Consider the following 21,350-nt stretch of genomic DNA (forward strand, 5'->3'; position numbering starts at 1 on the left):
TTTATCATATGACAAATCTCTATCTTCAGTGAACACATATCAAGCAATCAAAGTATTGAATGTGAATCAAGATTCATCACAAGAGGAGATCAAAGCAGCATATAGAAAGCTGGCACTGGAATTACATCCGGATAAAAATAAAAATACGAGGGCAGATTTAGAATTTAAGAAAATTACAGAAGCATACAATTTTTTGAAGAAAAATCATAGCCAAACTAGTAATTCATCATATGAGGAATATACAGAAACTAAATCTAATACAAAATCAAGATACAGGAAAAAACCTCAGTGGGGAGCGCCAGGTGACGGAAGCATTCCAGAACAAGATTGGAGTAAATACACTCGTGAATTTGAAGAAGGTGATCCTGATTTTTGGAAAGAGTATGAGCGAAAATTCTGGGAAGAGTATAATGCACGTATTCGACCAGATGGAAGAAACGGCGAATATGAGAAGGCACAAGAGCCTAAAAAACAACCAAATCTTTTCGTCGATGTCGACAAAAGTCGATGTATTGGATGTTGTAGTTGCGAGATGATTGCGCCAGATGTTTTTGAGATTAACAAAGAAACTAAGTCAAATCCCAAATCTTCTGTAATTAATCAAAAAGGGGCAGGAGTAAACAAAATAATGAATGCAGCTGAGACGTGTCCAACAAAAGCAATCATTGTAGAAAATTTAGATTCAAAAGAAAGATTGTATCCTTATTAGATTTTCAATTTGGTGTAAAGTTCATCAATTTCAGAATCAGATAATTTCAATGAATTATCAAACATGGAATGAATTGCACCTGCTGAATCATATTTACTTCTTGGAACTAAATGCACATGAACGTGTGGCACTTCTTGTCCTGCATCTTTACCGTTATGTACTGCAAGTAAGGTTGATCCAGTAATAGAGTCAACCTTAGAAATCATTGTATGTACAAGAGAAAACAAATCAGAGTTTTCTTTTTCACTCATATCTTGAATTTTTTGATGATGGTTTTTTGGAATCACAAGTACATGACCCTTTGCAAGCGGAAATGCATCTAAAAATGAAATTGAGTCATCAGTTTCTTTGAGAATTTTTGCAGGGATTTGACCTGAAATAATTTTACAAAAAATACAATCCATGAGTTTTTAATAATTTTTCAAAATATTAAATCATCGATTAAGGATTAACAACAGTAGCCCACGCAAGACCATCACCAAATTTGATAGTGGCTTTATCCCCAGGATTTAGAGTGCAATCTTCAATGGTTTTAGGAATACTATCAGAAGTTTCAACATAACAGACACCATTGTCATTGGTCAAAATTATCACTTCCTCAAATACATCCTCACGAATTAGATTCCAAAATGGGAAGACCATAGTTGATAGGACAATTCCCGCAGCAAGAAATGCACCAACAAAAACTAGACTAGTTTTCTGGCCTGAACTTAGTTCCATGTTACCAGGTACCGCCATCCCCTGCATTTGGATCTAATTTCTTTGCAGGTACGTTTCCATGGGCTTTTTTCATATGTCTCTTCAAACGTTCAGGATCATGTAATTCCGTTCCACATACATCGCATTTTGTTTGGATTTCATCACCTTTCTTACGTTTGAACAAGCCCATAAAATAATAAAATTTTGAAATACATTATAAAGGATACTCAACTTTTTAGAATCTGTGACAATAAAAAATATCACAGTTTTAGGATCTGGAGTTATGGGGCATGGCATAGCCCAAGTATCAGCTGCTGCAGGATATAATGTAGTTTTGAGAGACATCAAACAAGAATTTTTGGATAAAGCAATGGAGAAAATAAAATGGAGTCTAGACAAACTAGTCTCCAAAGAAAAAATTTCAAAAGATGAAGGTGATGTAATTTTTGCAAGAATTAAACCAGTAGTAGATTTAGGTGAGGCGGTAAAAGACACAGAATTAGTTATCGAAGTGGTTCCAGAAATAATGGATTTAAAGAAAACAGTTTATGCGGAACTAGATAAAGTTGCTGCACCTAAAGTAATCTTTGCATCAAACACAAGTACATTGCCAATTACTGAAATTGCAAATACAACATCACGACCTGAAAAATTCATAGGAATTCATTTTTTCAATCCGCCACAACTAATGAAATTAGTAGAAATAATTCCTGGAGAAAAAACAGCTCAAGAAACTACGGATTTAACTCAAGACTATGTAAAGTCAGTAAACAAAGTAGCAGTATTATGCAGAAAAGATGTTCCCGGATTTATCATAAATAGACTATTCATTCCAATGGTTCATGAAGCATGTTTTGTTAAAGACAGAACTGGTGCAACACTTGAAGAAATAGATTCAGCTGTCAAATTCAAATTAGGATTTCCAATGGGAATTTTTGAGTTAGCAGACTTTACAGGAATGGATGTAATTCACAAAGCAACAGTAGAGATGCATCTACGAGACAAAAAAGTAATCAATCCTCACCCACTTGTTGAAAAAATGTTTGATGAGAAAAAATTAGGGCAAAAATCAGGAGAAGGATTTTACAAATATTCTGATGATAAGTACGAAAGGGTTGCACTTTCAGAGGACCTAGCACAAAAATGCAATCCAATTCAAATTGTTGCAAATATTCTAAATAATGCAGCATGGCTTGTATCTAATGGTGCAAGCGACATTGAGGAAATTGAGAAGGCAGCTAAATTAGGATTAGGTCTGAAAAAACCATTATTTGAAACTGCAAAAGAGATTGGAATCAAAAATATTGTCGATGAATTAAACAAACTTGCTGCAGAACACGGAGAGTTTTACAAACCAGATCCATTACTAGAATCTATGCAGTAATTAATTCTAAAATTTTATTTACAGCTTCTTTTGGAGTATCAACTCCAATTATCTTGACATTCTCTCTCTGATCAATGAAACCATCAATGAATGATGCAACAGGACCACCCATATTTCTAATTGCAACCATTGGTTTTTTGTACATATATGCAGCAGTTGTTTCAGATAAAGTTCCTGAACCTCCACCTACAATAATTACACCATCCGCACTTAATGCATTTAGAAAATCACGAGCTAGTCCCATCCCTGTTGGTATTACAACATCACAGAATTCGTTTGCCATGGCCGGATCATTTTGTGGAATTATTCCTATAGTCAAACCTCCTCCATCACGAGCACCATGAGCTGCTGCAGTCATCACACCACCCAATCCTCCACAAATCAATACAGAGGCAGATTTTGCGATTTCCATTCCAACATCATATGCAATTTTTTCATGCTCAGGAGTACATCCATTTGTATTATGTCCAATAACTAAGATCTGTCGTTTTTTTACCACATCCAGCATACAAAAAATGGTTTGAAATATCTTCCTAGAGAAAAAGATATTAGTAAAAAATGCAGCAATATTTCATGGAAAGACGTTCAATGCCAGTATGTTTTACAGAAAAACAGTACAAGATGATCGAAGAATTTGCCAAGAGAAACGGTATGCTCAGTGCAAGTCAGGCTCTTGAGAAAATCTTAAGCCAATAAGCAATTTTCATTATTTTTGTTTTCATTTTCGTTATCTAACGAAAGTTATGTTCCAATCATGAGATTCCATTACCAGTTAAAATATTATCAGTTAAGATAACTAGAGCATATCTACATTTTTGAAAATAATATAGTAATGTCAGGAATCGATTTCATTGACACAGTAGTGGTCAGAAGCACATGTAAAGGCGCAGATACCATCAGACAACCTTTAAAATCCACTAAATGGGCATGTGTAGAATTCAAGATATAGCAAGAAGGAAAACTCGCTAAAATAAAGGGTTTAAAAATTGTGAGTAGTAAAGGCACATCCAAAATTGATCTTACAGAAATGTACCGAACAACAATTCCTAAAGTAAAAGGCCACTACATTTCAACCAATAAAGGAACTAGGTTACTAAAACTCTAGTATCTTTTTTCATTATTACATTTAATAGATTAAATTATTTGAAATCTCATAGAGACAATGGGACTATTTAGTAAAAAACCATCTTACTGTGCAATATGTAATAAGGAGTTGTCACACAAACACAAACCAAAAAGAGAATGGAATATCAAAGGAGTACTTTGTGGAGACTGTCATTTTGAAAAATCAAAGGAGTACTATGAAGGAAAAGTTAGACAACCATGTGTAGAATGCGGAGAAACTCAAAAAATTACTGATCTGTGGGAGCCAAGATGGCAATGGGATATGGAAGGCTTGCTATGCAAGAAATGCTTTGATAAAAAAGAAGAAAGCCACGGTAAAAAGAAAAATTTTTGCTCGTTATGTTCAGGGCAAATGGGATTAATCAGATACAATCCAAAAGGACATTGGAAGATTGAAGGGCAGTTATGTAGAAGATGCTGGGATGAAAAGAAAGCAGAGTTTGGATAAAAGTGGGATTTTTTAAAAAAATTAAATGTGATGTGTGTGATAAAAAATTTTCAAAAGAAGAAGAAGTGATGAATCATAAACAGATCATTCATGGGAAAGATTTACTATACGATTGCAAAGAATGCAATAAATTTTTCTCAAACATGGAAGATATGAGAACCCATTTACAAAGAGAACATAGTTACAAAAAAGACAGATAGATTAGATTGCTTTAACGGTTTTAACTACTGGTGGTCTTACTTTAGTAAATACTCTGAATCCACAAATACATTTGATTTCAGGCAATCTAGATAATTCAGTATTTGAAACTGTAGTTCCACAGCGTAGACAAGAATAGTTTACTTCAAATGTCTCAACAGGAGTTTCTTCTACTTCCTCATCGTCAAAGTTTTCTTCAACCATATTTATCATCAAAATTTCTATAATTTAAGGCTACCAGATTATGTCAAGGACAATTCAATGTACACATCATCAGGAATTTTCAATCTCATTAGTTGTCTTATAGCTTTATCATCAGCGTTGATATTGATAATTCTGCGATGCATTTTCATTTCCCATTTCTCATAAGTTTCAGTACCACTGCCGCAAGGTGATTTTCTAGTAGCAACATGTAATCTTTTTACAGGAAGTGGAGTTGGACCTTTAACTTTAACACCAGTTTTTTTACCAATACCCATGATTTCACCACAGACGCCATCTAGTTTTGGTAGACTAGTTGAGGTGAGTTTAACACGGGCGGTTTGGGTCATAAAAAATCCGCCTATGGTTTGTACTCTTCGGTAATTTCCTTAACAATTCCTGCTGCAATAGTTGCACCCATATCTCTAAGGGCAAATCTACCCATTTCAGGAAATTCTTGGAATGTTTCAATACAAGTTGGTCTCACCGGTCTGATTTTAACAATTGCAGAGTCACCAACTTTGAGGAACTTTGGATTTTCTTCCTCAACTGCACCAGATGCTGGATTGATCTTTTGTAGGAATTCAGTAATAGTTGCTGCGACTTGTGCTGTGTGTGCGTGCATTACTGGTGTGTAGCCAGGGGCAATTGCTGTTGGATGGTGAATAACTATAATTTGTGCTTTGAATTCTTTTGCAACCATTGGTGGTGCATCAGGAGTACCAAGTACATCACCTCTCTTGATGTCTTTCTTTTCAATACCTCTGAGGTTAAAACCAATGTTGTCACCTGCTTCTGCAGATGGCATTTCTGTGTGGTGTGTTTCAATAGATTTGATTTCACCTTGAGCTCCAGAAGGCATAACAATGATTTTTTGGTTAGCTTTCATGATACCTGTTTCAACTCTACCTACTGGTACTGTTCCTACACCAGTAATGGTGTAAACATCTTGAATTGGTACACGTAGTGGTTTTCCAACAGGTTTCTCAGCTACGGCAAAGTCATCAAATGCTTCAAGCAGAGTTTTACCTTTGTACCATGCCATGTTCTCAGATCTTTTAACCAAGTTGTCACCTTTCCATCCAGAAACTGGAATGAAGGGTACATTTTCTAGTTTATAACCAACAGATCTTACTAATTTTTCACCTTTCTCTTTGGCTGCGTTAAATGCGTCTTCTTTATACTCTACTGCATCCATCTTGTTGATTGCAACAATTAGTTGGCTTACACCGAGTGTCTTAAGCAAGAATGCGTGTTCTCTTGCTTGCCCACCTGCTGCAATTGCAGTATCAGTTTCACCTTCTTTTGCTGAAAGCACTAAGATAGCGGCATCTGCTTCAGAAGCGCCTGTAATCATGTTTTTAATAAAGTCCCTGTGACCAGGAGCGTCAATCAAAGTAAAAAAGTACTTTGGAGACTCAAACTTTTGGAAAGCTAGATCGATTGTAATTCCTCTTTCTCTTTCGTCTTTAATATTATCCATTACCCATGCATACTTGAAGGTATCACCCTTTCCGGTCTTCTCGGATTCGACTCCGTGTGCTGCAATTGTTCTTTCATCTACAACACCAAGATCCATCAAGAAATGACCCATAGTTGTTGATTTTCCATTATCAATATGACCTGTAACAATCAGGTTCAAGTGTGGTTTATCTGCCATATCAAGAGCGTATCTGAGGGCATTTATTACTGTTATGAATTTTTGAAGAAAAAATTAAAAAAATTCAATTAATTTCAGATCACAGAACTGTGTCAAAAGCACATAAATCAAAGGGACAAAAATAAAAAATATGAAAATTACAGTTTCCGTTATCAAAGCAGATGTGGGTGGAGTTGGAGGCCATACAAAACCAAGTGATGGACTAATAGAAGCAATTAGAAACACCGTCAAGAATTCAGGAGATTTACTTATTGATCATTACATCGGTTATTGTGGGGACGACACTCACATTGTAATGACACATACACATGGTGTAGATAATGAAAAAATTCACAAGTTAGCATGGGATGCATTCATGGCAGGAACCCAAGTTGCAAAAGACGAAGGACTGTATGGCGCAGGTCAAGATTTACTAAAAGATTCTTTTTCAGGAAACGTAAAAGGAATGGGTCCAGGAGTTGCAGAAATGGAATTTGAAGAGAGACCAAATGAAGCTTTTACAGTCTTTGCAGCAGATAAAACAGAACCAGGGGCTTTCAATTATCCAATTTACAGAATGTTTGTAGATGCACTAAGTAACACAGGATTAATTGTCAACAAGAGTCTTGCAGCAGGAGTAAAGATACACATCATGGATGTTGAAAAAGCACAAATTGCAGAACTTGAATTGTGGCAGGATAAACCAACGATTGAAGCAGCATTAATGTACCCGGGAAGATATGTTGTAGATTCAGTATACACAAAAGATGGTGAACCAATTTTGGATGCATCAACTGATAGATTGCACAATATTGCAGGAACATATGTTGGAAAAGATGATCCTATTTGTCTAGTAAGAACTCAGAAAAATTTTCCAGCAACAGAAGAAGTAGGAAGTGTCTTTAATAATCCACATTACGTTGCAGGAAACACTAGGGGTAGTCACAATATGCCATTGATGCCTGTAAAACTGAATTCTGCAGCAACAATCAACTTTTGCATTCCAATTGTAGAGGCACTAGTGTTTAGTATGCATAATGGAAAGTTAACAGGACCATTTGATGGATTCTCAACGCCAGATTGGGATTACATAAGAGAGATTGCAACAAAGAAAGCAATTGCAATCAGAAGCCAAGGATTCATCCATCCAGCAACACTTGTTCCATCAGAACTAGAATATGCTGAAGGGTATAGAGCAAGAATGGAGGTTCTTGAAGCCAAGATGAAACCAATGGAAGAAACATCCTCCAGCGGGAATAAAAAAGAGAATTATGAAGATCCAGATTAGCAACATCAATTCTTGCAAATTATAGGAAATAGTTAAATCAAAAAGAAGCGTATACTTTGTATCTTTGAATTCTTTTCAGAAAATATTTGATTGGAAGACATACATTTTCACAGCAATAGCAGTAATATCATTTTCAAATTTTGTAGCAGTGTTATTTGGACAAACCATACCCGGAGTTATTTTAGCATTTTTCAAGATAGCTGGAGAATATGTAGTTTTGGGCGCAGTTTTCATTTTTGCACTTGCATGGCTGCTTAGAGCAAAGCCTCACAATCGTCCAAAACAGTACTCTGTTGTTGTATTTGATGTGTTTGGGAAAATCAACAAGATAGATGGAATAAGAACTGAATTCAAAACGCATGATGTTGCATGGAGTTTTATGAAACAATACAAAGAAGCATATCCATTATACAACTTTGCACTAGTTTCTAAACTTCCAAAATCAGACAAGCCAACAATATTCAGATACATCTAGATTCAAACTTTTATTCAGGATTAGCAGAGTGTCAGAGTGGAGTTTTCTATTTTAGCTGAATCTTTTTACAAAATGGAATCAACTAGAAAAAGATTAGAATTAACACAATTTCTTGTGGAATTATTTGAAAAAACACCACATGAGGTTATCTCGAAAATTGTTTATTTGTTGCAAGGAAAATTGAGGCCAGATTTTGAAGGTGTTGAATTAGGAGTTGCTGAAAAACTTGCAATAAGAGCAATTTCAAAATCATCTGGAATTCCAATTAAAAAAATCGAAGATGAATATAGGAAAGGCGGAGACCTGGGACAAGCAGCATCAATAATACTAGAACAGAAAACACAGACAACATTTCTCGTAGAAGACATTACAATTGAAAGAGTCTATGAAACACTATTCAAAATTGCAAACTTGGAAGGATCTCGTTCTCAAGACATGAAAATGAAATACATCTCAAGTTTACTAAATGATGCAAATCCGTTAGAAGCAAGATACATTTTGAAAATTTTGCTAGGGACATTAAGACTAGGAATTGCAGAGAATACTGTAATGGATGCACTAGCAATAGCATTCACAGGAAGTAAGGAAAATAGAAAAAGTTTAGAGCACGCATATAGTGTTTCAAGTGACTTGGGAAAGGTTGCAGAAATTGTTGCAACCAAAGGAATTGAAGGAATTGAAAAATTTGAAATTATTTTGTTCAATCCAATTAGACCAATGCTTGCAGACAGAGTAAAGAGTGAAGAAGAAGCTATGGAGAAAATGGGAAAAGAGTTTGCTGCAGAATACAAACTGGATGGGGAAAGAGTGCAACTCCACATAGAAGGTGAAAAAGTGGTATTGTTTTCAAGAAGTTTAGAGAATATTTCAAGTTATTATCCAGACATCATAGAGAAAATTCCCAAAGCAATTCAAGCAGACAACATCATACTAGAAGCAGAAGCTGTTGCAATGAATGAAAATACAGGAGAGTTTTTACCGTTTCAAGAATTAATGCATCGAAGAAGAAAATACAAGATAGAAAAGGCAGTTACACAATATCCAATTTCAGTTAATTTATTTGACATTCTATATTGTAATGGAAAAAGCTGTTTGGAATTAACATACAAAGAAAGAAGGGAGAAATTAGAAAAAGTAGTCAAAGAAGATGAATTTGTAAAATACATTCCAATGACAATAGCCAAAAATGAAAATGAGATTGAGGACTTTATGGAAAATAGTATCAATGCAGGAAGTGAAGGGTTGATGTTAAAGATGTTAGACAAACCATATCAAGCAGGGTCTAGAGGGAATTACTGGTTAAAATTAAAACGAGAATACCAAAATGAATTAGGGGATAGCCTAGATCTGGTTGTCATAGGAGGATTTTTTGGAAAAGGAAGGAGAACAGGAAGTTACGGGACATTACTTTTAGCAACATATGATGAAGATGAAGACACATTCCCAAGTATTTGCAAAGTAGGGACAGGGTTTTCAGATGAATCTCTGGACCAGTTGTATCAAATTTTACATCCAAAAGTTACAATCAAAAAAAATCCACGCATCATAAGCGAGATGGAAGCTGATGTATGGTTTGAGCCAGAGTTGGTAATAGAAGTGGTTGCATCAGAAATTACACTCAGTCCAGTTCACAAAGCTGCAAAAGACATAATAAGAAAAGGAGCAGGTCTTGCATTAAGATTTCCAAAGTTCACTGGAAAGATCAGAGTTGAGAAAGCAGTTGAAGATGCATCAACTAATGAAGAAGTAATCACATTATACAAAGGGCAGAAAAAAGTGGCACATGATAAAAATTTGATGTAAACATGCTCAAAAAACATCAAAAATCATAGAGGATTTAAATTACCTGAAGATTTTTTACATTCTGTTATGTATAGCGGAGAGCTTGAAGTTCAAGCAAAAAGAAAGGCTATAGCAGTTTTACAAGACGAAATAAACAGAATCCTAAATGCTGCCAGAGAACTAGCTACACTTCCTGAACTTATGATGAAAAAAGATAAGACAGGAATCAAAAATGCGTTAGAGCAAATTTCCACCATTGAAGAAGAAGTGGAAAGTTTGAGAAGAAAGATCACCCGTGAAGTTGCAGATGTAGGAGGATTGATCATGAATAGAGAAAATCTTCTAAATACAGCATATACAATGGATGAAATTGCAGGTTATATCACAGGTATTTCGTTCAAGTTATCAAACGTAAAACCAGCTACGCTAAAAAGTTCAAAACTTGATCAAGACATCACAAAATTAATCGAACTTGTTGTCGATGAAGTCTACAAGTTAAATGAAATCATTAGAAGTCTTAACACAAACACTGCAAATGCAATTGAATTAGCTCAAGAAACACAGACAATTGAAAGAGAAATCGACATAAAATACAGAGATGCTACAATTAAACTTCTAAACGAAGTAACATCCACAAAAGAATTGATGTTAATCAAAGACGTGATAGAAGGAATTGAAGAGATGTCAGACAAGTGCCAAAGAGTATCAGATTCTTTCATATTACTAGCATTGAGCCTATAACCAATTCATTCTAAATTTTTACTTTATTTTTAATATTTTAAAAGATACTCGGACAAACTAGAGAATTCATATACACAGAATATTTTAGAAAATGGATGAAAAGTGAATTAATTGAAAATAGAATCATCGTTTGGGATATTGAGGATTCACGTAAACTTTTCAGTCAAGGATACTATGGAAAACCAATTGGAATTCCAAAACCAAAAATTGAAGAAATTGATGCGCCATTAATTTTGGATCTGATTGAAGGATTATATCTTTTAGAAAATAAAAAAATCACAATTACAAAATCAAAACAAAAAATTACTGCAGAGGAATTAATCAAGATTTGTAAAAAAGAAGTACATGAATTTGATAAAAAATATTGGGTTTACAAAAATTTTCGTGATAAAGGATACATCATCAATCCAGGAATAAAATTTGGTTGCGATTTTGCTGTGTATGAGAAAGGTCCGGGAATTGATCATGCGCCATTTTTAATTCAAGTTTATACGAGAAATGAATCGATTTCAGCTACAGGAATTGTTCTGGCAGGACGACTTGCGACTACTGTTAGAAAACAATTCATTTTAGCAATTCCGAAAGGAAATGACAAAGTTGATTTTCTAGCGTTGGATTGGTGGAAGGCCTAAACTGATTTTATGTGGCCGGCGATTCTGTCATAAATGTCAAAAAGTTCTTTTGTAATTCCAAAAGCCAAATGATTATTCCATTTATTTCTAATTCGAATTGCACCATCAGTAGGTTCAACGTAGATTGTTGCATCTTTAATGGATTGTTTTGCAATCATCTCATTTAATTCATCATCTGCATTGAGTTTTGATGATAAACTGCCAGCTCCGACCCATTCAACTTTTTGAACAGTCTTTGCTGCAAAGTGACCTTTTGTCGTAAGTTTTGTTTTTGCAACAAAGTTTCCAACAGCAGTGCCAGAGTCTTTTTTTACAATGAAATGTGCTTGAAACCTATCTAAAGCGCCCCAAGGAAGTGGATCTGGATCTTGCATTTTTATCCCTTTTGAATAATCTGTATTGTGTCAATATTTGAATTCTTGACATCAAGACATCCTCTATTAGTTATCATTCTAGCTGTATGAGCAAAATATCTACTATAGTAATCACCTTTTTCAACATCATCAGTACCAATTTCTTTGGGTTCAGAATCAACCCCAATTTCTTTTAGCATATTGCTAAATTTCTCAGGCCATGTTTGGTAGACAAATGTATCTGGCTCTGTATCATGCATTAAAAATCATGAACCGTACCCACAAATAAAGATATCAAGAAAAAAGAAATAGAGATCAATCGAATTAAATATCACAAAAGTTTTGAGTCTTTATCTATGCCAAAATTCCAGAATAAAATTGCCCTAGTTACAGGAAGCGGAACTGGAATAGGTAAAGCCATTGCTACAAAATTCATCGAAGAAGGAGCAAGTGTGATAATTCTTGGAAGAAGAAAAGATCCATTAGAAGAAGCAGCAAAAGAACTTGAAGGGAAAATTCCTCAAGGCACAAATGCGTCAGTTAGAATTTTTGCAGGAGTTGATGTTGCCGATGAAATGGCAATGAATAACATGTTTGATACACTAAAAAATGATAACGTATCTATAGATTACATTATTAACAACGCAGGGGTTTCAGGCCCTGTTACTTGTTTTGCAAATGCTCCACTTGATGAATTCAAAAGTACAATTGGAATTCATCTAACAGGGACATTCTGGGGCTCTGTTCAGGCACTAAAAGTAATGAAAGAGGGGGGAAAGATAATTACAATTTCAACATTCTTTACAGAAGAAAGGCCATTGGAGCAAAGACCATACAGATTTAGAAGTCCATATACTGCATCCCAAGGTGCAAAAAATAGATTAGCAGAATTAATGTCATGGGAATTAACAGATAAAGGAATAATATCAATTGCAACAAATCCAGGCCCAGTACATTCAGACAGAATTTACAAAACAGTCTACCCAAAAGCTGCTGCAGAGTTTATGAGAGTCAGTGGATTTGAAGATTTAGCACCAACTGAAGTAGATGAAGCAAATAAAGAATTACTTTCATTATTAGGAGAAGATGAAAATGTTATCAAGGAGGGAATTGCAAACGCAGCATCAAAACTGGCAAACGGTAAAGACGTTTCAAAATTAACTGAGACATTTACAAATCTATTAAACAAAATACAGACTATTGCTGAAAAAGTTCAAAATAATACATCACATATGATTGCAAATAGAGAATTTCTTTCACAAGGTCAAGTTGCAGAATCAGTACTCAATCTTTGTGATGATGAAATTGCAAAAATAATAAACGGCAAAGTAATTCCAGGAGACAGAGTATTTTATCCAGTAAAACCACATATTGGAACTGCCACACCGGGTGTTCATCAACCAGACTTTACAGGAAAATCAGTTGTGTTTACAATTGATGCAACGGACAAAGATGATGCACAGCGAGTTGAGTTTTTGGCACAACATGTTGAGAAAAATGGAGGAAAAGTTGCATGTTTCATTTCTCAATCAACATCAACAGAATTGCAAGAATACATCAGTAGTAAATTTCACTCTCATGTAGTAGACATAAAGAATCCCGAAGAAGTTGCAAGATGGTTAAACACTGCAAAAACTAACATTGGTGATATTCTAGGCGTGATTCATGTAACTGGAAAACTTCCAGACATATCAAAATTAACAGAATTGTCAAGGACGGAGTGGGAAGCATTAACTGAAAAATTCATCTCAACTCCGGCTACAGTTGCACAAAGAGCGCTTGAACAATTTGTTCCAGGTGGAAGTAAAGATCCACGTCTTTACAAAGATGCAAAAGGTGCAATCATGATAATTGGGCCAGATTTACCAATTGGAAAAAAAGTTACAGGGACACAAAGAGCACAAGTAGAGGTTTTCAGAGGAGCATTAAGACCATTTACAACTACAGTTAATCAAGAATTAAGCGACGTTCTAAGTTCAAAAATCAGAATATTTACAATTTTCCCAGGATCTATAACTGGTTCAGAACCAAGCAATCAAAGAATTGCAGAAGCGTTTAATTTTCTAGTATCAGATAATGCTGCCTCATCATCAGAGATAGTTTTCTGTGTTGATGAATCAAGATAAGAATGAAAAAATTTTCAGAATTTAGAGTAGGCGAATCATTTTATTCCACATGTAGTATTTCAGATAAAGAATTAGAAGAGTATCTTAATTTTTCAAGAGTCAGAAATGCATTCTTAGAAGACAGGCAAAAGGAGGAACAAAAAATAGTTTCAGGAAGGGCAATTCTATCTAGAATGGAAGGAGAGTTTACAAGACTGAATCAAATTTATGGAAACCACATTGTTTTTGTTGGAACAGATGGAGATCCAAAATGGGAAAACAGGAACACACGATTTCTTAAGACATTGTATACTGATCAAGTTTTGAAATTAAAATTCACAGTCTCACAAAAAGATGACATTGATGATGAATATGGAAAGATTGGAATTGATTATGAGGGAACTAACCAAGAGGGTAAAATAATTGTTCTTTCAAAAAGAAACATTTACAGAATAAAGAAAGAGCCACCAAAATAAAATACAAAGGAGCTTACTAAGATCAAAAGGCCTGACAGACATTTTGTTTTATAAAATTAGTATAAAAATGCAAGAAAAAATAAGGTTAAAAACCAAAAAATCCAGAATTATCAGTTATTGAATCAAGAAATAATTTTCCTGCAGCAACCAAAATCACAACAGAGACAATAATTTGCAAATATCTTTCTTTGATATCAATAGACAAACGTGCACCAACTAATCCACCTGCAAAAGAGCCAACTGCTAAAAATCCTGCTTGGATGAAATCTGGATGACCTAGAAGACTATGTGAAAGTACTCCGGATAAAGAAGAGAAAAACAATATCAATTGAGACGTAGGAGCTGCTCTTTTCATGGACATTCCCATTCCAACAACCATTAAAGGAACAAAGATAATCCCACCGCCTATTCCAAAAAACGCAGAAATGATTCCTGCGAAAAAGCTTGCACCTATTGAAAAAATCATTATTTGTTTTGATAATGTTTTTTCTTTGGTTTCAATTTTTTTTCGCAAAAAAATGTAAGCTGCTGATGCTATCAATACAAAACCAAATAAAATTTTAAAAACATCAGGCGTAACATCAGTTGAAACTATTGCGCCCAAAATAGTACCAGGGATTGAAAGTAATCCAAGTTTCAACCCCAAAGAGACTTCTATTCTTTTTTGTTTAGAATATGAAATAGTAGATGCAACAGCATTACTTAATGCAGCAAAAAGACTATTACTTGCAGCAGCCGTGGGAGGAAACCCAAGAAACGTCAATATAGGCACTACAACAATTCCTCCACCAAGACCAATCATCGAACCTAAGATTCCTGCTGCAAATCCCAAAAGAATTAACCATAATTGATCAATCATCGTTTGCCAATCAAAGAATATTGCAGTATATAATTAGGTTCCCCCATACAAAATCGGCTCCAATCCTACTGTGAACCTTTCTTAGTACGATTTGCTGAATCAGGAGTCATTTTAGAAGACATAAAGGGAATCAGAAAATTGTATAGAAAAGGAAACGGTCAGGGTAAAAAGCATCGTGATAAAATGAACACATGGAGTTTTTATGAATTGCAGAGACAGATTGAATACAAAGCTAAATGGGCTGGATTGCCAGTAAAACATGTCAAAGCACATGGCACGTCATCAAAGTGTGCGGCATGTGGGTCAAAACTAGTACCCGAAGAGCACCGAATGATGAGATGTATCATGTGTAAGATTCTTATCGACAGGGATGAGAATGCAGCCAAAAATATTTTGGCCAGAGGGTTGAGGTTCGACCCCAACGCACCGCAAGTTGAAGCAATGAAGCAGTTCAAAGATGCAGAGTCGATTGTGACGAGTCAGGAAGATGGACAAATTATGTGTCTATAACTTGGCAGAACCATAATAGACTACTTGAGAATTATTAGCGTCCACAGATAAGATTCTCCAGTAGAGGTAATCTCCAAAATCAATCTCTTGTTATCTAAACCTGAAATTTCTGATTTGAGTGTGGTTTGTGAGGATTCAGTGTATTTTTCTTCAGCAGCATCAAGCCAAGATTTAATGGATTCAAATCCTCCAGGCTGGAGCACCTCCCAGCAATCACAGACTAATATCTCAACCATAGTCTGAAAAACAATGTTTACCTCATCATCGTTTGAATTCAAAAACGGCGATGCATCTATAATTGCAAGTGCCATGATAGGACTATCAGTTGTCCCACCCATGTTTAGATTTCCAATAGTTTTTCCATCAGAGTTTAAGAGGGCAGCAGTAGTGCAATATTCTACAGTCCTCTGAGTATTTGTAGAATCAAAGTAGATGCAATACTGATCTATTGTATGATCAGTTATTGTAACAGGGGAAGACATGAAAATATTTTGTTCTGCAAGAGATTCTTGTATTTTCTCCACATCATTAAATGTAAAATCAATTTCATAGACAAGATTTGAAACATTGTATTCTAAAGAAGGTTCAGAAATCAAAATAAACAAAATAGAACCAGCAATTCCAAAACCAATTAAAATTGAAATTAACACAGTTTTATTCATTACAATCATTTTAAAATTATCTCACATAAGGCTTTTTTAAAATCAAATAGAGATAATACTCAATATAGAGTCTTTTGTGATGTTGTTTTGCTCAACAAATCCAGATGTGACTTCAAGAACATATACTGCTTTGCCATCAGGCACTATACTTTGACAAGTTGTGATTTCTAATGGACTTTTACACGGAGGAATATCTTTTTCTATGTGTACAACTTTACCGTCTTCATCAAACCAAATCATATCAAGTGAGAATTGCATGTTAAGCATCCAAAGAGAGTAAAGACCTGATTGTTCAAATACAAAAATCATTCCTTGATCATAGGGCAATTCATCTTGGAACATTAAACCACGAACACGTCTTGGTTCAGTATCTGCAATCTGCACTTGTAATGGAACATCATCAACCTTTATGGTACCTCTAGGAAATTCAACTGATTCTAACTTACTTTCTTTTGGAATAGACATCAAACCAACCGCACCAATAATCACAGCTGCGATAAAAATGGGAATCAGAACTTGTGATCTTGTAGTCATGAATTGATTTATCTCAGTCCTTTTAAAAACTAAAGGTGTCACATTATGGAATTCTTAAAGTCGTTTATTGATGAAAGAGTGTTTTTTGTTTCATGGCCTATATCGTGAATAGTAGAGCCATTGTATTTCTTGTCAAGGTATCTTCCTGCAACAATCATGGGACCTCCAACAGCACAAGTGACACCTGTTGGTTCGGGAATCCATAACATCAAAAACCCAATTTTTTGGAGTTTTTTACCAGGTGCGGGAGCCTTCTGAAGAGCACCCAATGAGGCATTGGTATGTGTGCTGTCAATTTTAGCAATATCTGTATACAAATTGGCTCTTCGCTTAGCTGAATCAGAGACTTTTTGTAAATTTGCTAGTCGTTCCTTTAGGGGGTCTACCATACCATCATATATTTTATAAAAAAATAGTTAACATTCAAAGATCAACTAGCATCACACTCAAGTCAATAAAGAGTAACCAAGTTTAGCTAAAAGACACTCAATTATACTAGATTCAAGTTAGAAACAAAGAGTACATGAAATCTAAAAATTCCAAGAGACTAGATTCAATAAAAGCTGCTCACCAAACTGAAAGAACTCGTTCAAGTACCAGAATGGAAGATTATTTAGAAATAATATCAGAGCTTGTGGAATTGAAGGGATATGCCACCACATTGGATATTTCAAGATACATGAATGTAAGTGCTCCTAGCGTAACTAAGATGCTTCAAAGATTAGATGAGGGAGGATTTTTAGAATATGAGAAATATCACGGAATTAATCTTACAAGTAAAGGTACACAAGTAGCTGAGGGCATAAGACAAAACCATGGAATTTTATTGGAATTCTTTGAAATTTTAGGGGTAGGATATGATACTGCCAATCAAGATACAGAGGGAATTGAGCATCATCTCAATCCAAAAACAATAAGACAATTAAGAAAATTCATTACTTTTCTAAAAGCAAATCCTAAGATTATTGAAAATTTTAAAAATCTTTAAGATATAATTTTATGTCGCTTTGTGAAGATGTAGCATTCATGAGACTTCTAGCAGCATCAGATCGTTTTGGGATTTTTATTTGTCCCTTTTTACCAATTCTTACAGATACCAGAAATTTATCATTGGCATAGATATCGGCATGCATAGATGTGTATTCTCTGCTAACAGTTAGAAGTAATGCAGTTTTTGATTCTGAGAATGTAAAAGGAAGATCATTTGATGTTAATGATAGGTTTTCAGAATTTTTTGCCACTACATCAATATGGACTTGAAGTAATTTTTCAATTTCATTAATGTTAGAGCCACCCCTTCCGATGATTGATGGGATATACTGTTCATTTACGAGTACTTTTACTCGGTTATCAGACAAAATTTCAACTTGTGCGCCAGGATCATATCTTTTGAAAGTATCTTTGATTTTATCTTCAGCAAGCTTTTCAATTCCAACTTTTTGAACTCGCTTTGCTACAGGAACAATCACGTTTTCTTCCCCAAATGTGTATATTTCATGTTCCAAAACATTATCTTGAAAATTTCTCACCTCAATTACAGGTCTTGCAAGGTCAGATTCGGTCATTCCTGAAGGTACTTTTACTTTTAATTCCAGATCATATACTTTTTCGATTCTTCCATCATTTACAAAAATCACAGTGTCCAAGATGTTTGGAATAATTCCTAATTCGATCTTTCCAATGAAACGTTGAATTGCATCCAATGGCGAGTTTGCATGCACTACTCCCACCATTCCAACTCCAGTTAATCGCAAATCAGCAAATGTTCTAAAATCTTCCCGTCTTCTTACTTCATCAAAAATAGTATAATCTGGACGGACTAAAAGTAAAATATCTGCAGTGTTGTCAAAACTTCCATCTAATTTTCCATATTGTGTGATACCAGGATCTACTTGCAAGTCACGAGGAGACTCAAATGTTTTAACAATTTTCCCTTTTTTGTGATAAAAGTTTGCCAGTCCAGACGCAAGGGTACTTTTTCCAGAGCCAGGAGCACCTGAAATCACAATTCCCTCAGCTCTATCAGACAATCGTTCCATTAACTCATCAGAAATTTCATAATCTTCCAAAGACAGTTTAATGATTGGATGAACAATAGTTATTTCATAAGATTCAGAAAATGGAGGATATGTTATGGCAATTCGATAATCATTGTGTTGGATTACGGATGCACCTGTCTTTGAGATTTCAATAGTACTTGAATCAGACACACTTGCAATATCAAATATTTGTGATGAAATCATTTTCAAATAAGATTTTGTAAGAATCTCATCACTGATTTGAGTTAATGAAAAAGCACCAGGTGTTCCTTTTTTTGCCAACGGAAGTTGATTTTCCTTAAGATGAATACTCATAGTTTCAGAATCAAAAAATTTTAAAAATTCTAATTTTTCATCTTTGATTTTAGTTTTAAGAAATACAGTTTCAATACCTTCAGCCTCTGCAACAAGATGTTGCACATTATCAGAAGTGTAAAGAACAGCATCATTTTGTTTTGCCATATCAGCTATGAGTGCATCAATTCTGCCACTAGCAGCAAACTTGATATCATCTGTAGAAGGATGAGGGCCTTTCATGACAATCTCCAAGCCAAAACTTCCAGATAACTCGTTGAGTTTTCTAATTTTTTCTAAGCCAATAAATCCCTGTTCTTTTTTATTTGAAGCCTGAGATTGTAACTCATCAAATACGGCTTGAGGGATAATGATTTGAGAATTTCTAATTGAGCCAGTTTCTATCTGAGCAATTAGTTCACCATTAATTATTACGCTAGTATCAGCTACTATTTTTGACAAGTTTTCTAAATATTTGTTCCAGGTTTATTGCCTAAATTACTTTCTAAAATTTCTTTAATGACTGCTTAAAGAAAACAAACTTTCAGAGCTAAAATTACTCACCCTCTTAAAAAAATGCATATTTCGAAAAAGCAATCATGGAACAAGGGCAAAAAAACAATGAATTTTATAAAAATTGTACAGAGTATTTTGAATTTTTACGCAAGAAAGGCATGGCAGACTATGAGTTTGAGGACGAGTATTATTTCACCATGCCTGCAATTTCAAATCACTGAACATCAGAAGGTTTACGAAGCTCTCTAAATCTAATTAATTATGAACACAGTACTGCAAGAACTATCAGATAAAGGGATCAAATATGCTATTGAGGCGGGAGCTCAATATTGTGACATAAGGGCCGAGCAACAAGAAAAGAAATCAGTGCATATAGAAAATAACGAAATAGAAAATATCAGAGCATTTAGCGATTCTGGTTTGGGGATCAGACTAATCAAAGAAGGAGCATGGAGTTTTTGTTCAATCACAGATCCGAAATCATTTGACGAAATCAAAGAAAAAATTAATCATGCAATAAAAAACTCGTCTCACCCTACAAAAAATAAAAAGAAAGTAGATCAGTATCCAAGTCCAACAAACAATCTTAAAATTGATTTTCCAGTTTTAAAAAAACCATCAATTGATGAATTAGTCACAATTGGATTAGAGTGTAGTAGAATTATTTTAGACACGCCACGAATCATCAAATCAATTATCAGTCCATGGTACACAGTAAACTCAAAATATTTTGTAAATAGCGAGGGCTCCAAAATTGAGCAGAATTTTACAGATGTTGTGACAGACATGATTGCAGTAGCATATGAATCAGGAATTACACAATCAACAAATATCACAGAAGGGGGAAGGGGAGGATTAGAACAAATTACCAATAAAGACAAAATTCAGCAAAAAGCTAAAGACATTTCCCAAAAGGCATCAGAATTAATTTTAGCAAAACCTCTCAAAGAAGAACAGACAACAGTTGTAATGAATCCCGACTTTGTATCGTTGCTCACACATGAAATACTGGGTCATCCATCAGAAGCAGACAGAGTGTTGGGAAAAGAAATGGCATGGGCGGGAGGTGCTTGGTGGAAAGGAAAAATTGGAGAAAAAATAGGATCAGAGAATCTAAATGTGTTTGATGATCCTACCATCAAAGAAAGTTTAGGATGGTATTATTTTGATGATGAAGGAATTGAGACTAAAAAAACTACGCTTGTTGAAAATGGGATTTTAATTAATCACATGCAAAATAGAGAAACTGCTCAAATTTTTAACGCCACTCCGACTGGAAACATGAGAGCTACAAACTATAGATTCATGCCTTTGATTCGTATGGCATGTACATGTATTGGAAATGGAGACAGGAATACAGATGAAATAATCAAAGAAGTCAAAAATGGATACCTAATTTCAAATATGAAAATCCCATCAATAGATATGAAACGATACAATTGGAGTATTTCATGTCAATACGCTCAAAAAATTGAAAATGGTGAAACCACAGACTTGTTAAGAGATGTGATTGTTATGGGAACAGCGCCGGAATTTTTTGAGTCAATTGATGCTTGTGGAAATGACTTTACAGTAAGACCAATAACTAATTGTGGTAAAGGAGATCCTATGCAATCAATGATTATGGGAAATGGAGGACCAACAATTCGTGGAACTGCAATGGTGAAGAGTGTTAACTAAA

At 34.8% G+C, this 21,350-nt stretch carries 29 protein-coding genes; 15 read left to right on the top strand and 14 right to left on the bottom strand.

Annotated elements, in window-relative coordinates:
* The first annotated feature begins 28 nt into the window (after positions 1–28).
* Positions 29–709 carry a DnaJ domain-containing protein gene (locus tag C5F50_RS08100; RefSeq protein ID WP_179370859.1) on the top strand — a complete coding sequence of 227 codons (681 nt, stop codon included), beginning with the start codon at positions 29–31 and terminating at the stop codon, positions 707–709.
* Here the strand turns inward: C5F50_RS08100 and C5F50_RS08105 are convergent.
* Genes C5F50_RS08105 through C5F50_RS08115 form a run of 3 tightly spaced genes read right to left on the bottom strand, consistent with a single transcriptional unit; the run spans position 706 to position 1,598 of the window.
* Positions 706–1,113 carry an HIT family protein gene (locus tag C5F50_RS08105; protein WP_179370860.1) on the bottom strand — a complete coding sequence of 136 codons (408 nt, stop codon included), beginning with the start codon at positions 1,111–1,113 and terminating at the stop codon, positions 706–708. The two genes, C5F50_RS08100 and C5F50_RS08105, sit on opposite strands and share 4 nt — an antisense overlap.
* A 37-nt stretch (positions 1,114–1,150) precedes the next feature.
* Complete coding sequence (locus C5F50_RS08110) at positions 1,151–1,429, bottom strand: hypothetical protein (RefSeq protein ID WP_179370861.1); 279 nt, start codon at positions 1,427–1,429, stop codon at positions 1,151–1,153.
* A gap of 1 nt (position 1,430) precedes the next feature.
* The gene (locus C5F50_RS08115; RefSeq protein ID WP_179370862.1) at positions 1,431–1,598 is read right to left on the bottom strand and encodes a hypothetical protein; all 168 of its coding nucleotides are present in this window, start codon (positions 1,596–1,598) and stop codon (positions 1,431–1,433) included.
* A 54-nt stretch (positions 1,599–1,652) separates the two neighbouring features.
* On the opposite strand from C5F50_RS08115, the gene C5F50_RS08120 reads away from it, so the two are divergent.
* Positions 1,653–2,792, top strand: a complete 1,140-nt coding sequence (locus tag C5F50_RS08120; RefSeq protein WP_179370863.1) for a 3-hydroxyacyl-CoA dehydrogenase — start codon at positions 1,653–1,655, stop codon at positions 2,790–2,792.
* On the opposite strand, the gene C5F50_RS08125 is transcribed toward C5F50_RS08120, so the two are convergent.
* On the bottom strand, positions 2,782–3,291 hold the full coding sequence (locus C5F50_RS08125; protein ID WP_179370864.1) for a TIGR00725 family protein: 510 nt from the start codon (positions 3,289–3,291) through the stop codon (positions 2,782–2,784). The two genes, C5F50_RS08120 and C5F50_RS08125, sit on opposite strands and share 11 nt — an antisense overlap.
* A gap of 74 nt (positions 3,292–3,365) precedes the next feature.
* On the opposite strand from C5F50_RS08125, the gene C5F50_RS13280 reads away from it, so the two are divergent.
* The 3 genes from C5F50_RS13280 to C5F50_RS08135 all read left to right on the top strand — a co-directional run bounded on the left by C5F50_RS13280 (position 3,366) and on the right by C5F50_RS08135 (position 4,565).
* On the top strand, positions 3,366–3,488 hold the full coding sequence (locus C5F50_RS13280) for a hypothetical protein (RefSeq protein ID WP_280924445.1): 123 nt from the start codon (positions 3,366–3,368) through the stop codon (positions 3,486–3,488).
* A 466-nt stretch (positions 3,489–3,954) separates the two neighbouring features.
* On the top strand, positions 3,955–4,365 hold the full coding sequence (locus tag C5F50_RS08130; RefSeq protein WP_179370865.1) for a hypothetical protein: 411 nt from the start codon (positions 3,955–3,957) through the stop codon (positions 4,363–4,365).
* Positions 4,366–4,433: 68 nt separating this feature from the next.
* On the top strand, positions 4,434–4,565 hold the full coding sequence (locus C5F50_RS08135; RefSeq protein ID WP_280924487.1) for a hypothetical protein: 132 nt from the start codon (positions 4,434–4,436) through the stop codon (positions 4,563–4,565).
* Between the two features lies 1 nt (position 4,566).
* Here the strand turns inward: C5F50_RS08135 and C5F50_RS08140 are convergent, their stop codons facing one another.
* Genes C5F50_RS08140 through tuf form a run of 3 tightly spaced genes read right to left on the bottom strand, consistent with a single transcriptional unit; the run spans position 4,567 to position 6,424 of the window.
* Positions 4,567–4,776: a TFIIB-type zinc ribbon-containing protein gene (locus C5F50_RS08140; protein WP_179370867.1), complete on the bottom strand. Its 210-nt coding sequence runs from the start codon at positions 4,774–4,776 to the stop codon at positions 4,567–4,569.
* A gap of 29 nt (positions 4,777–4,805) precedes the next feature.
* Complete coding sequence (rpsJ, locus tag C5F50_RS08145; RefSeq protein ID WP_008299200.1) at positions 4,806–5,114, bottom strand: 30S ribosomal protein S10; 309 nt, start codon at positions 5,112–5,114, stop codon at positions 4,806–4,808.
* 11 nt (positions 5,115–5,125) lie between these two features.
* Positions 5,126–6,424 (bottom strand): translation elongation factor EF-1 subunit alpha, encoded by a 1,299-nt coding sequence (gene tuf, locus C5F50_RS08150; RefSeq protein ID WP_179370868.1) that lies wholly within the window; start codon positions 6,422–6,424, stop codon positions 5,126–5,128.
* Between the two features lie 130 nt (positions 6,425–6,554).
* Here tuf and fbp point away from each other — a divergent pair, with 130 nt between their 5' ends.
* The 5 genes from fbp to endA all read left to right on the top strand — a co-directional run bounded on the left by fbp (position 6,555) and on the right by endA (position 11,321).
* Positions 6,555–7,691, top strand: coding sequence for a fructose-1,6-bisphosphate aldolase/phosphatase (fbp, locus tag C5F50_RS08155; RefSeq protein ID WP_179370869.1), 1,137 nt, complete (start codon positions 6,555–6,557; stop codon positions 7,689–7,691).
* A 64-nt stretch (positions 7,692–7,755) separates the two neighbouring features.
* A complete protein-coding gene (locus tag C5F50_RS08160) occupies positions 7,756–8,166 on the top strand; it encodes a hypothetical protein (RefSeq protein ID WP_179370870.1) in 411 nt (136 codons plus the stop codon).
* A gap of 36 nt (positions 8,167–8,202) precedes the next feature.
* A complete protein-coding gene (locus C5F50_RS08165; protein WP_179370871.1) occupies positions 8,203–9,969 on the top strand; it encodes an ATP-dependent DNA ligase in 1,767 nt (588 codons plus the stop codon).
* Positions 9,970–10,035: 66 nt separating this feature from the next.
* Entirely contained in the window at positions 10,036–10,689 is a 654-nt protein-coding gene (locus C5F50_RS08170) for a DUF47 domain-containing protein (RefSeq protein WP_109877250.1), read from the top strand.
* A 95-nt stretch (positions 10,690–10,784) separates the two neighbouring features.
* Positions 10,785–11,321 carry a tRNA-intron lyase gene (endA, locus tag C5F50_RS08175; protein ID WP_179370872.1) on the top strand — a complete coding sequence of 179 codons (537 nt, stop codon included), beginning with the start codon at positions 10,785–10,787 and terminating at the stop codon, positions 11,319–11,321.
* Here endA and C5F50_RS08180 read toward each other — a convergent pair.
* On the bottom strand, positions 11,318–11,695 hold the full coding sequence (locus tag C5F50_RS08180) for a hypothetical protein (protein ID WP_179370873.1): 378 nt from the start codon (positions 11,693–11,695) through the stop codon (positions 11,318–11,320). The genes endA and C5F50_RS08180 overlap by 4 nt on opposite strands.
* Positions 11,696–11,697: 2 nt before the next feature.
* Positions 11,698–11,934, bottom strand: coding sequence for a hypothetical protein (locus C5F50_RS08185; protein ID WP_179370874.1), 237 nt, complete (start codon positions 11,932–11,934; stop codon positions 11,698–11,700).
* 96 nt (positions 11,935–12,030) lie between these two features.
* On the opposite strand from C5F50_RS08185, the gene C5F50_RS08190 reads away from it, so the two are divergent.
* Both C5F50_RS08190 and C5F50_RS08195 read left to right on the top strand, forming a co-directional pair.
* Positions 12,031–13,800: an SDR family NAD(P)-dependent oxidoreductase gene (locus C5F50_RS08190; protein WP_179370875.1), complete on the top strand. Its 1,770-nt coding sequence runs from the start codon at positions 12,031–12,033 to the stop codon at positions 13,798–13,800.
* A gap of 2 nt (positions 13,801–13,802) precedes the next feature.
* The gene (locus tag C5F50_RS08195) at positions 13,803–14,255 is read left to right on the top strand and encodes a hypothetical protein (RefSeq protein WP_179370876.1); all 453 of its coding nucleotides are present in this window, start codon (positions 13,803–13,805) and stop codon (positions 14,253–14,255) included.
* Positions 14,256–14,340: 85 nt separating this feature from the next.
* On the opposite strand, the gene C5F50_RS08200 is transcribed toward C5F50_RS08195, so the two are convergent.
* The gene (locus C5F50_RS08200; protein ID WP_179370877.1) at positions 14,341–15,114 is read right to left on the bottom strand and encodes a sulfite exporter TauE/SafE family protein; all 774 of its coding nucleotides are present in this window, start codon (positions 15,112–15,114) and stop codon (positions 14,341–14,343) included.
* 108 nt (positions 15,115–15,222) lie between these two features.
* On the opposite strand from C5F50_RS08200, the gene C5F50_RS08205 reads away from it, so the two are divergent.
* The gene (locus C5F50_RS08205) at positions 15,223–15,624 is read left to right on the top strand and encodes a zinc ribbon domain-containing protein (RefSeq protein WP_280924488.1); all 402 of its coding nucleotides are present in this window, start codon (positions 15,223–15,225) and stop codon (positions 15,622–15,624) included.
* Between the two features lie 20 nt (positions 15,625–15,644).
* Here the strand turns inward: C5F50_RS08205 and C5F50_RS08210 are convergent, their stop codons facing one another.
* Genes C5F50_RS08210 through C5F50_RS08220 form a run of 3 tightly spaced genes read right to left on the bottom strand, consistent with a single transcriptional unit; the run spans position 15,645 to position 17,209 of the window.
* Positions 15,645–16,286 carry a hypothetical protein gene (locus C5F50_RS08210; RefSeq protein WP_179370879.1) on the bottom strand — a complete coding sequence of 214 codons (642 nt, stop codon included), beginning with the start codon at positions 16,284–16,286 and terminating at the stop codon, positions 15,645–15,647.
* Positions 16,287–16,328: 42 nt separating this feature from the next.
* Positions 16,329–16,820 (bottom strand): DUF192 domain-containing protein, encoded by a 492-nt coding sequence (locus tag C5F50_RS08215; protein WP_179370880.1) that lies wholly within the window; start codon positions 16,818–16,820, stop codon positions 16,329–16,331.
* A gap of 38 nt (positions 16,821–16,858) precedes the next feature.
* Positions 16,859–17,209: a hypothetical protein gene (locus C5F50_RS08220; protein ID WP_179370881.1), complete on the bottom strand. Its 351-nt coding sequence runs from the start codon at positions 17,207–17,209 to the stop codon at positions 16,859–16,861.
* Positions 17,210–17,343: 134 nt separating this feature from the next.
* Here C5F50_RS08220 and C5F50_RS08225 point away from each other — a divergent pair, with 134 nt between their 5' ends.
* The gene (locus C5F50_RS08225) at positions 17,344–17,808 is read left to right on the top strand and encodes a metal-dependent transcriptional regulator (protein WP_179370882.1); all 465 of its coding nucleotides are present in this window, start codon (positions 17,344–17,346) and stop codon (positions 17,806–17,808) included.
* On the opposite strand, the gene C5F50_RS08230 is transcribed toward C5F50_RS08225, so the two are convergent.
* On the bottom strand, positions 17,795–19,615 hold the full coding sequence (locus C5F50_RS08230) for a PINc/VapC family ATPase (RefSeq protein WP_179370883.1): 1,821 nt from the start codon (positions 19,613–19,615) through the stop codon (positions 17,795–17,797). The genes C5F50_RS08225 and C5F50_RS08230 overlap by 14 nt on opposite strands.
* Positions 19,616–19,930: 315 nt before the next feature.
* On the opposite strand from C5F50_RS08230, the gene C5F50_RS08235 reads away from it, so the two are divergent.
* A complete protein-coding gene (locus C5F50_RS08235; RefSeq protein WP_179370884.1) occupies positions 19,931–21,349 on the top strand; it encodes a TldD/PmbA family protein in 1,419 nt (472 codons plus the stop codon).
* Position 21,350 lies beyond the last annotated feature (1 nt).

Source organism: Nitrosopumilus ureiphilus, from assembly GCF_013407185.1.
Classification (GTDB): domain Archaea; phylum Thermoproteota; class Nitrososphaeria; order Nitrososphaerales; family Nitrosopumilaceae; genus Nitrosopumilus; species Nitrosopumilus ureiphilus.

Coding starts and splice junctions, on each gene's coding strand:
- C5F50_RS08105 (WP_179370860.1), bottom strand. CDS start 1,113: ATGGATTGTATTTTTTGTAAAATTATTTCAGGTCAAATCCCTGCAAAA.
- C5F50_RS08110 (WP_179370861.1), bottom strand. CDS start 1,429: ATGGAACTAAGTTCAGGCCAGAAAACTAGTCTAGTTTTTGTTGGTGCA.
- C5F50_RS08115 (WP_179370862.1), bottom strand. CDS start 1,598: ATGGGCTTGTTCAAACGTAAGAAAGGTGATGAAATCCAAACAAAATGC.
- C5F50_RS13280 (WP_280924445.1), top strand. CDS start 3,366: ATGGAAAGACGTTCAATGCCAGTATGTTTTACAGAAAAACAGTACAAG.
- C5F50_RS08130 (WP_179370865.1), top strand. CDS start 3,955: ATGGGACTATTTAGTAAAAAACCATCTTACTGTGCAATATGTAATAAG.
- C5F50_RS08135 (WP_280924487.1), top strand. CDS start 4,434: ATGAATCATAAACAGATCATTCATGGGAAAGATTTACTATACGATTGC.
- C5F50_RS08140 (WP_179370867.1), bottom strand. CDS start 4,776: ATGATAAATATGGTTGAAGAAAACTTTGACGATGAGGAAGTAGAAGAA.
- rpsJ (WP_008299200.1), bottom strand. CDS start 5,114: ATGACCCAAACCGCCCGTGTTAAACTCACCTCAACTAGTCTACCAAAA.
- tuf (WP_179370868.1), bottom strand. CDS start 6,424: ATGGCAGATAAACCACACTTGAACCTGATTGTTACAGGTCATATTGAT.
- fbp (WP_179370869.1), top strand. CDS start 6,555: ATGAAAATTACAGTTTCCGTTATCAAAGCAGATGTGGGTGGAGTTGGA.
- C5F50_RS08170 (WP_109877250.1), top strand. CDS start 10,036: ATGTATAGCGGAGAGCTTGAAGTTCAAGCAAAAAGAAAGGCTATAGCA.
- endA (WP_179370872.1), top strand. CDS start 10,785: ATGAAAAGTGAATTAATTGAAAATAGAATCATCGTTTGGGATATTGAG.
- C5F50_RS08180 (WP_179370873.1), bottom strand. CDS start 11,695: ATGCAAGATCCAGATCCACTTCCTTGGGGCGCTTTAGATAGGTTTCAA.
- C5F50_RS08185 (WP_179370874.1), bottom strand. CDS start 11,934: ATGCATGATACAGAGCCAGATACATTTGTCTACCAAACATGGCCTGAG.
- C5F50_RS08190 (WP_179370875.1), top strand. CDS start 12,031: ATGCCAAAATTCCAGAATAAAATTGCCCTAGTTACAGGAAGCGGAACT.
- C5F50_RS08195 (WP_179370876.1), top strand. CDS start 13,803: ATGAAAAAATTTTCAGAATTTAGAGTAGGCGAATCATTTTATTCCACA.
- C5F50_RS08200 (WP_179370877.1), bottom strand. CDS start 15,114: ATGATTGATCAATTATGGTTAATTCTTTTGGGATTTGCAGCAGGAATC.
- C5F50_RS08210 (WP_179370879.1), bottom strand. CDS start 16,286: ATGAATAAAACTGTGTTAATTTCAATTTTAATTGGTTTTGGAATTGCT.
- C5F50_RS08215 (WP_179370880.1), bottom strand. CDS start 16,820: ATGACTACAAGATCACAAGTTCTGATTCCCATTTTTATCGCAGCTGTG.
- C5F50_RS08220 (WP_179370881.1), bottom strand. CDS start 17,209: ATGGTAGACCCCCTAAAGGAACGACTAGCAAATTTACAAAAAGTCTCT.
- C5F50_RS08225 (WP_179370882.1), top strand. CDS start 17,344: ATGAAATCTAAAAATTCCAAGAGACTAGATTCAATAAAAGCTGCTCAC.
- C5F50_RS08235 (WP_179370884.1), top strand. CDS start 19,931: ATGAACACAGTACTGCAAGAACTATCAGATAAAGGGATCAAATATGCT.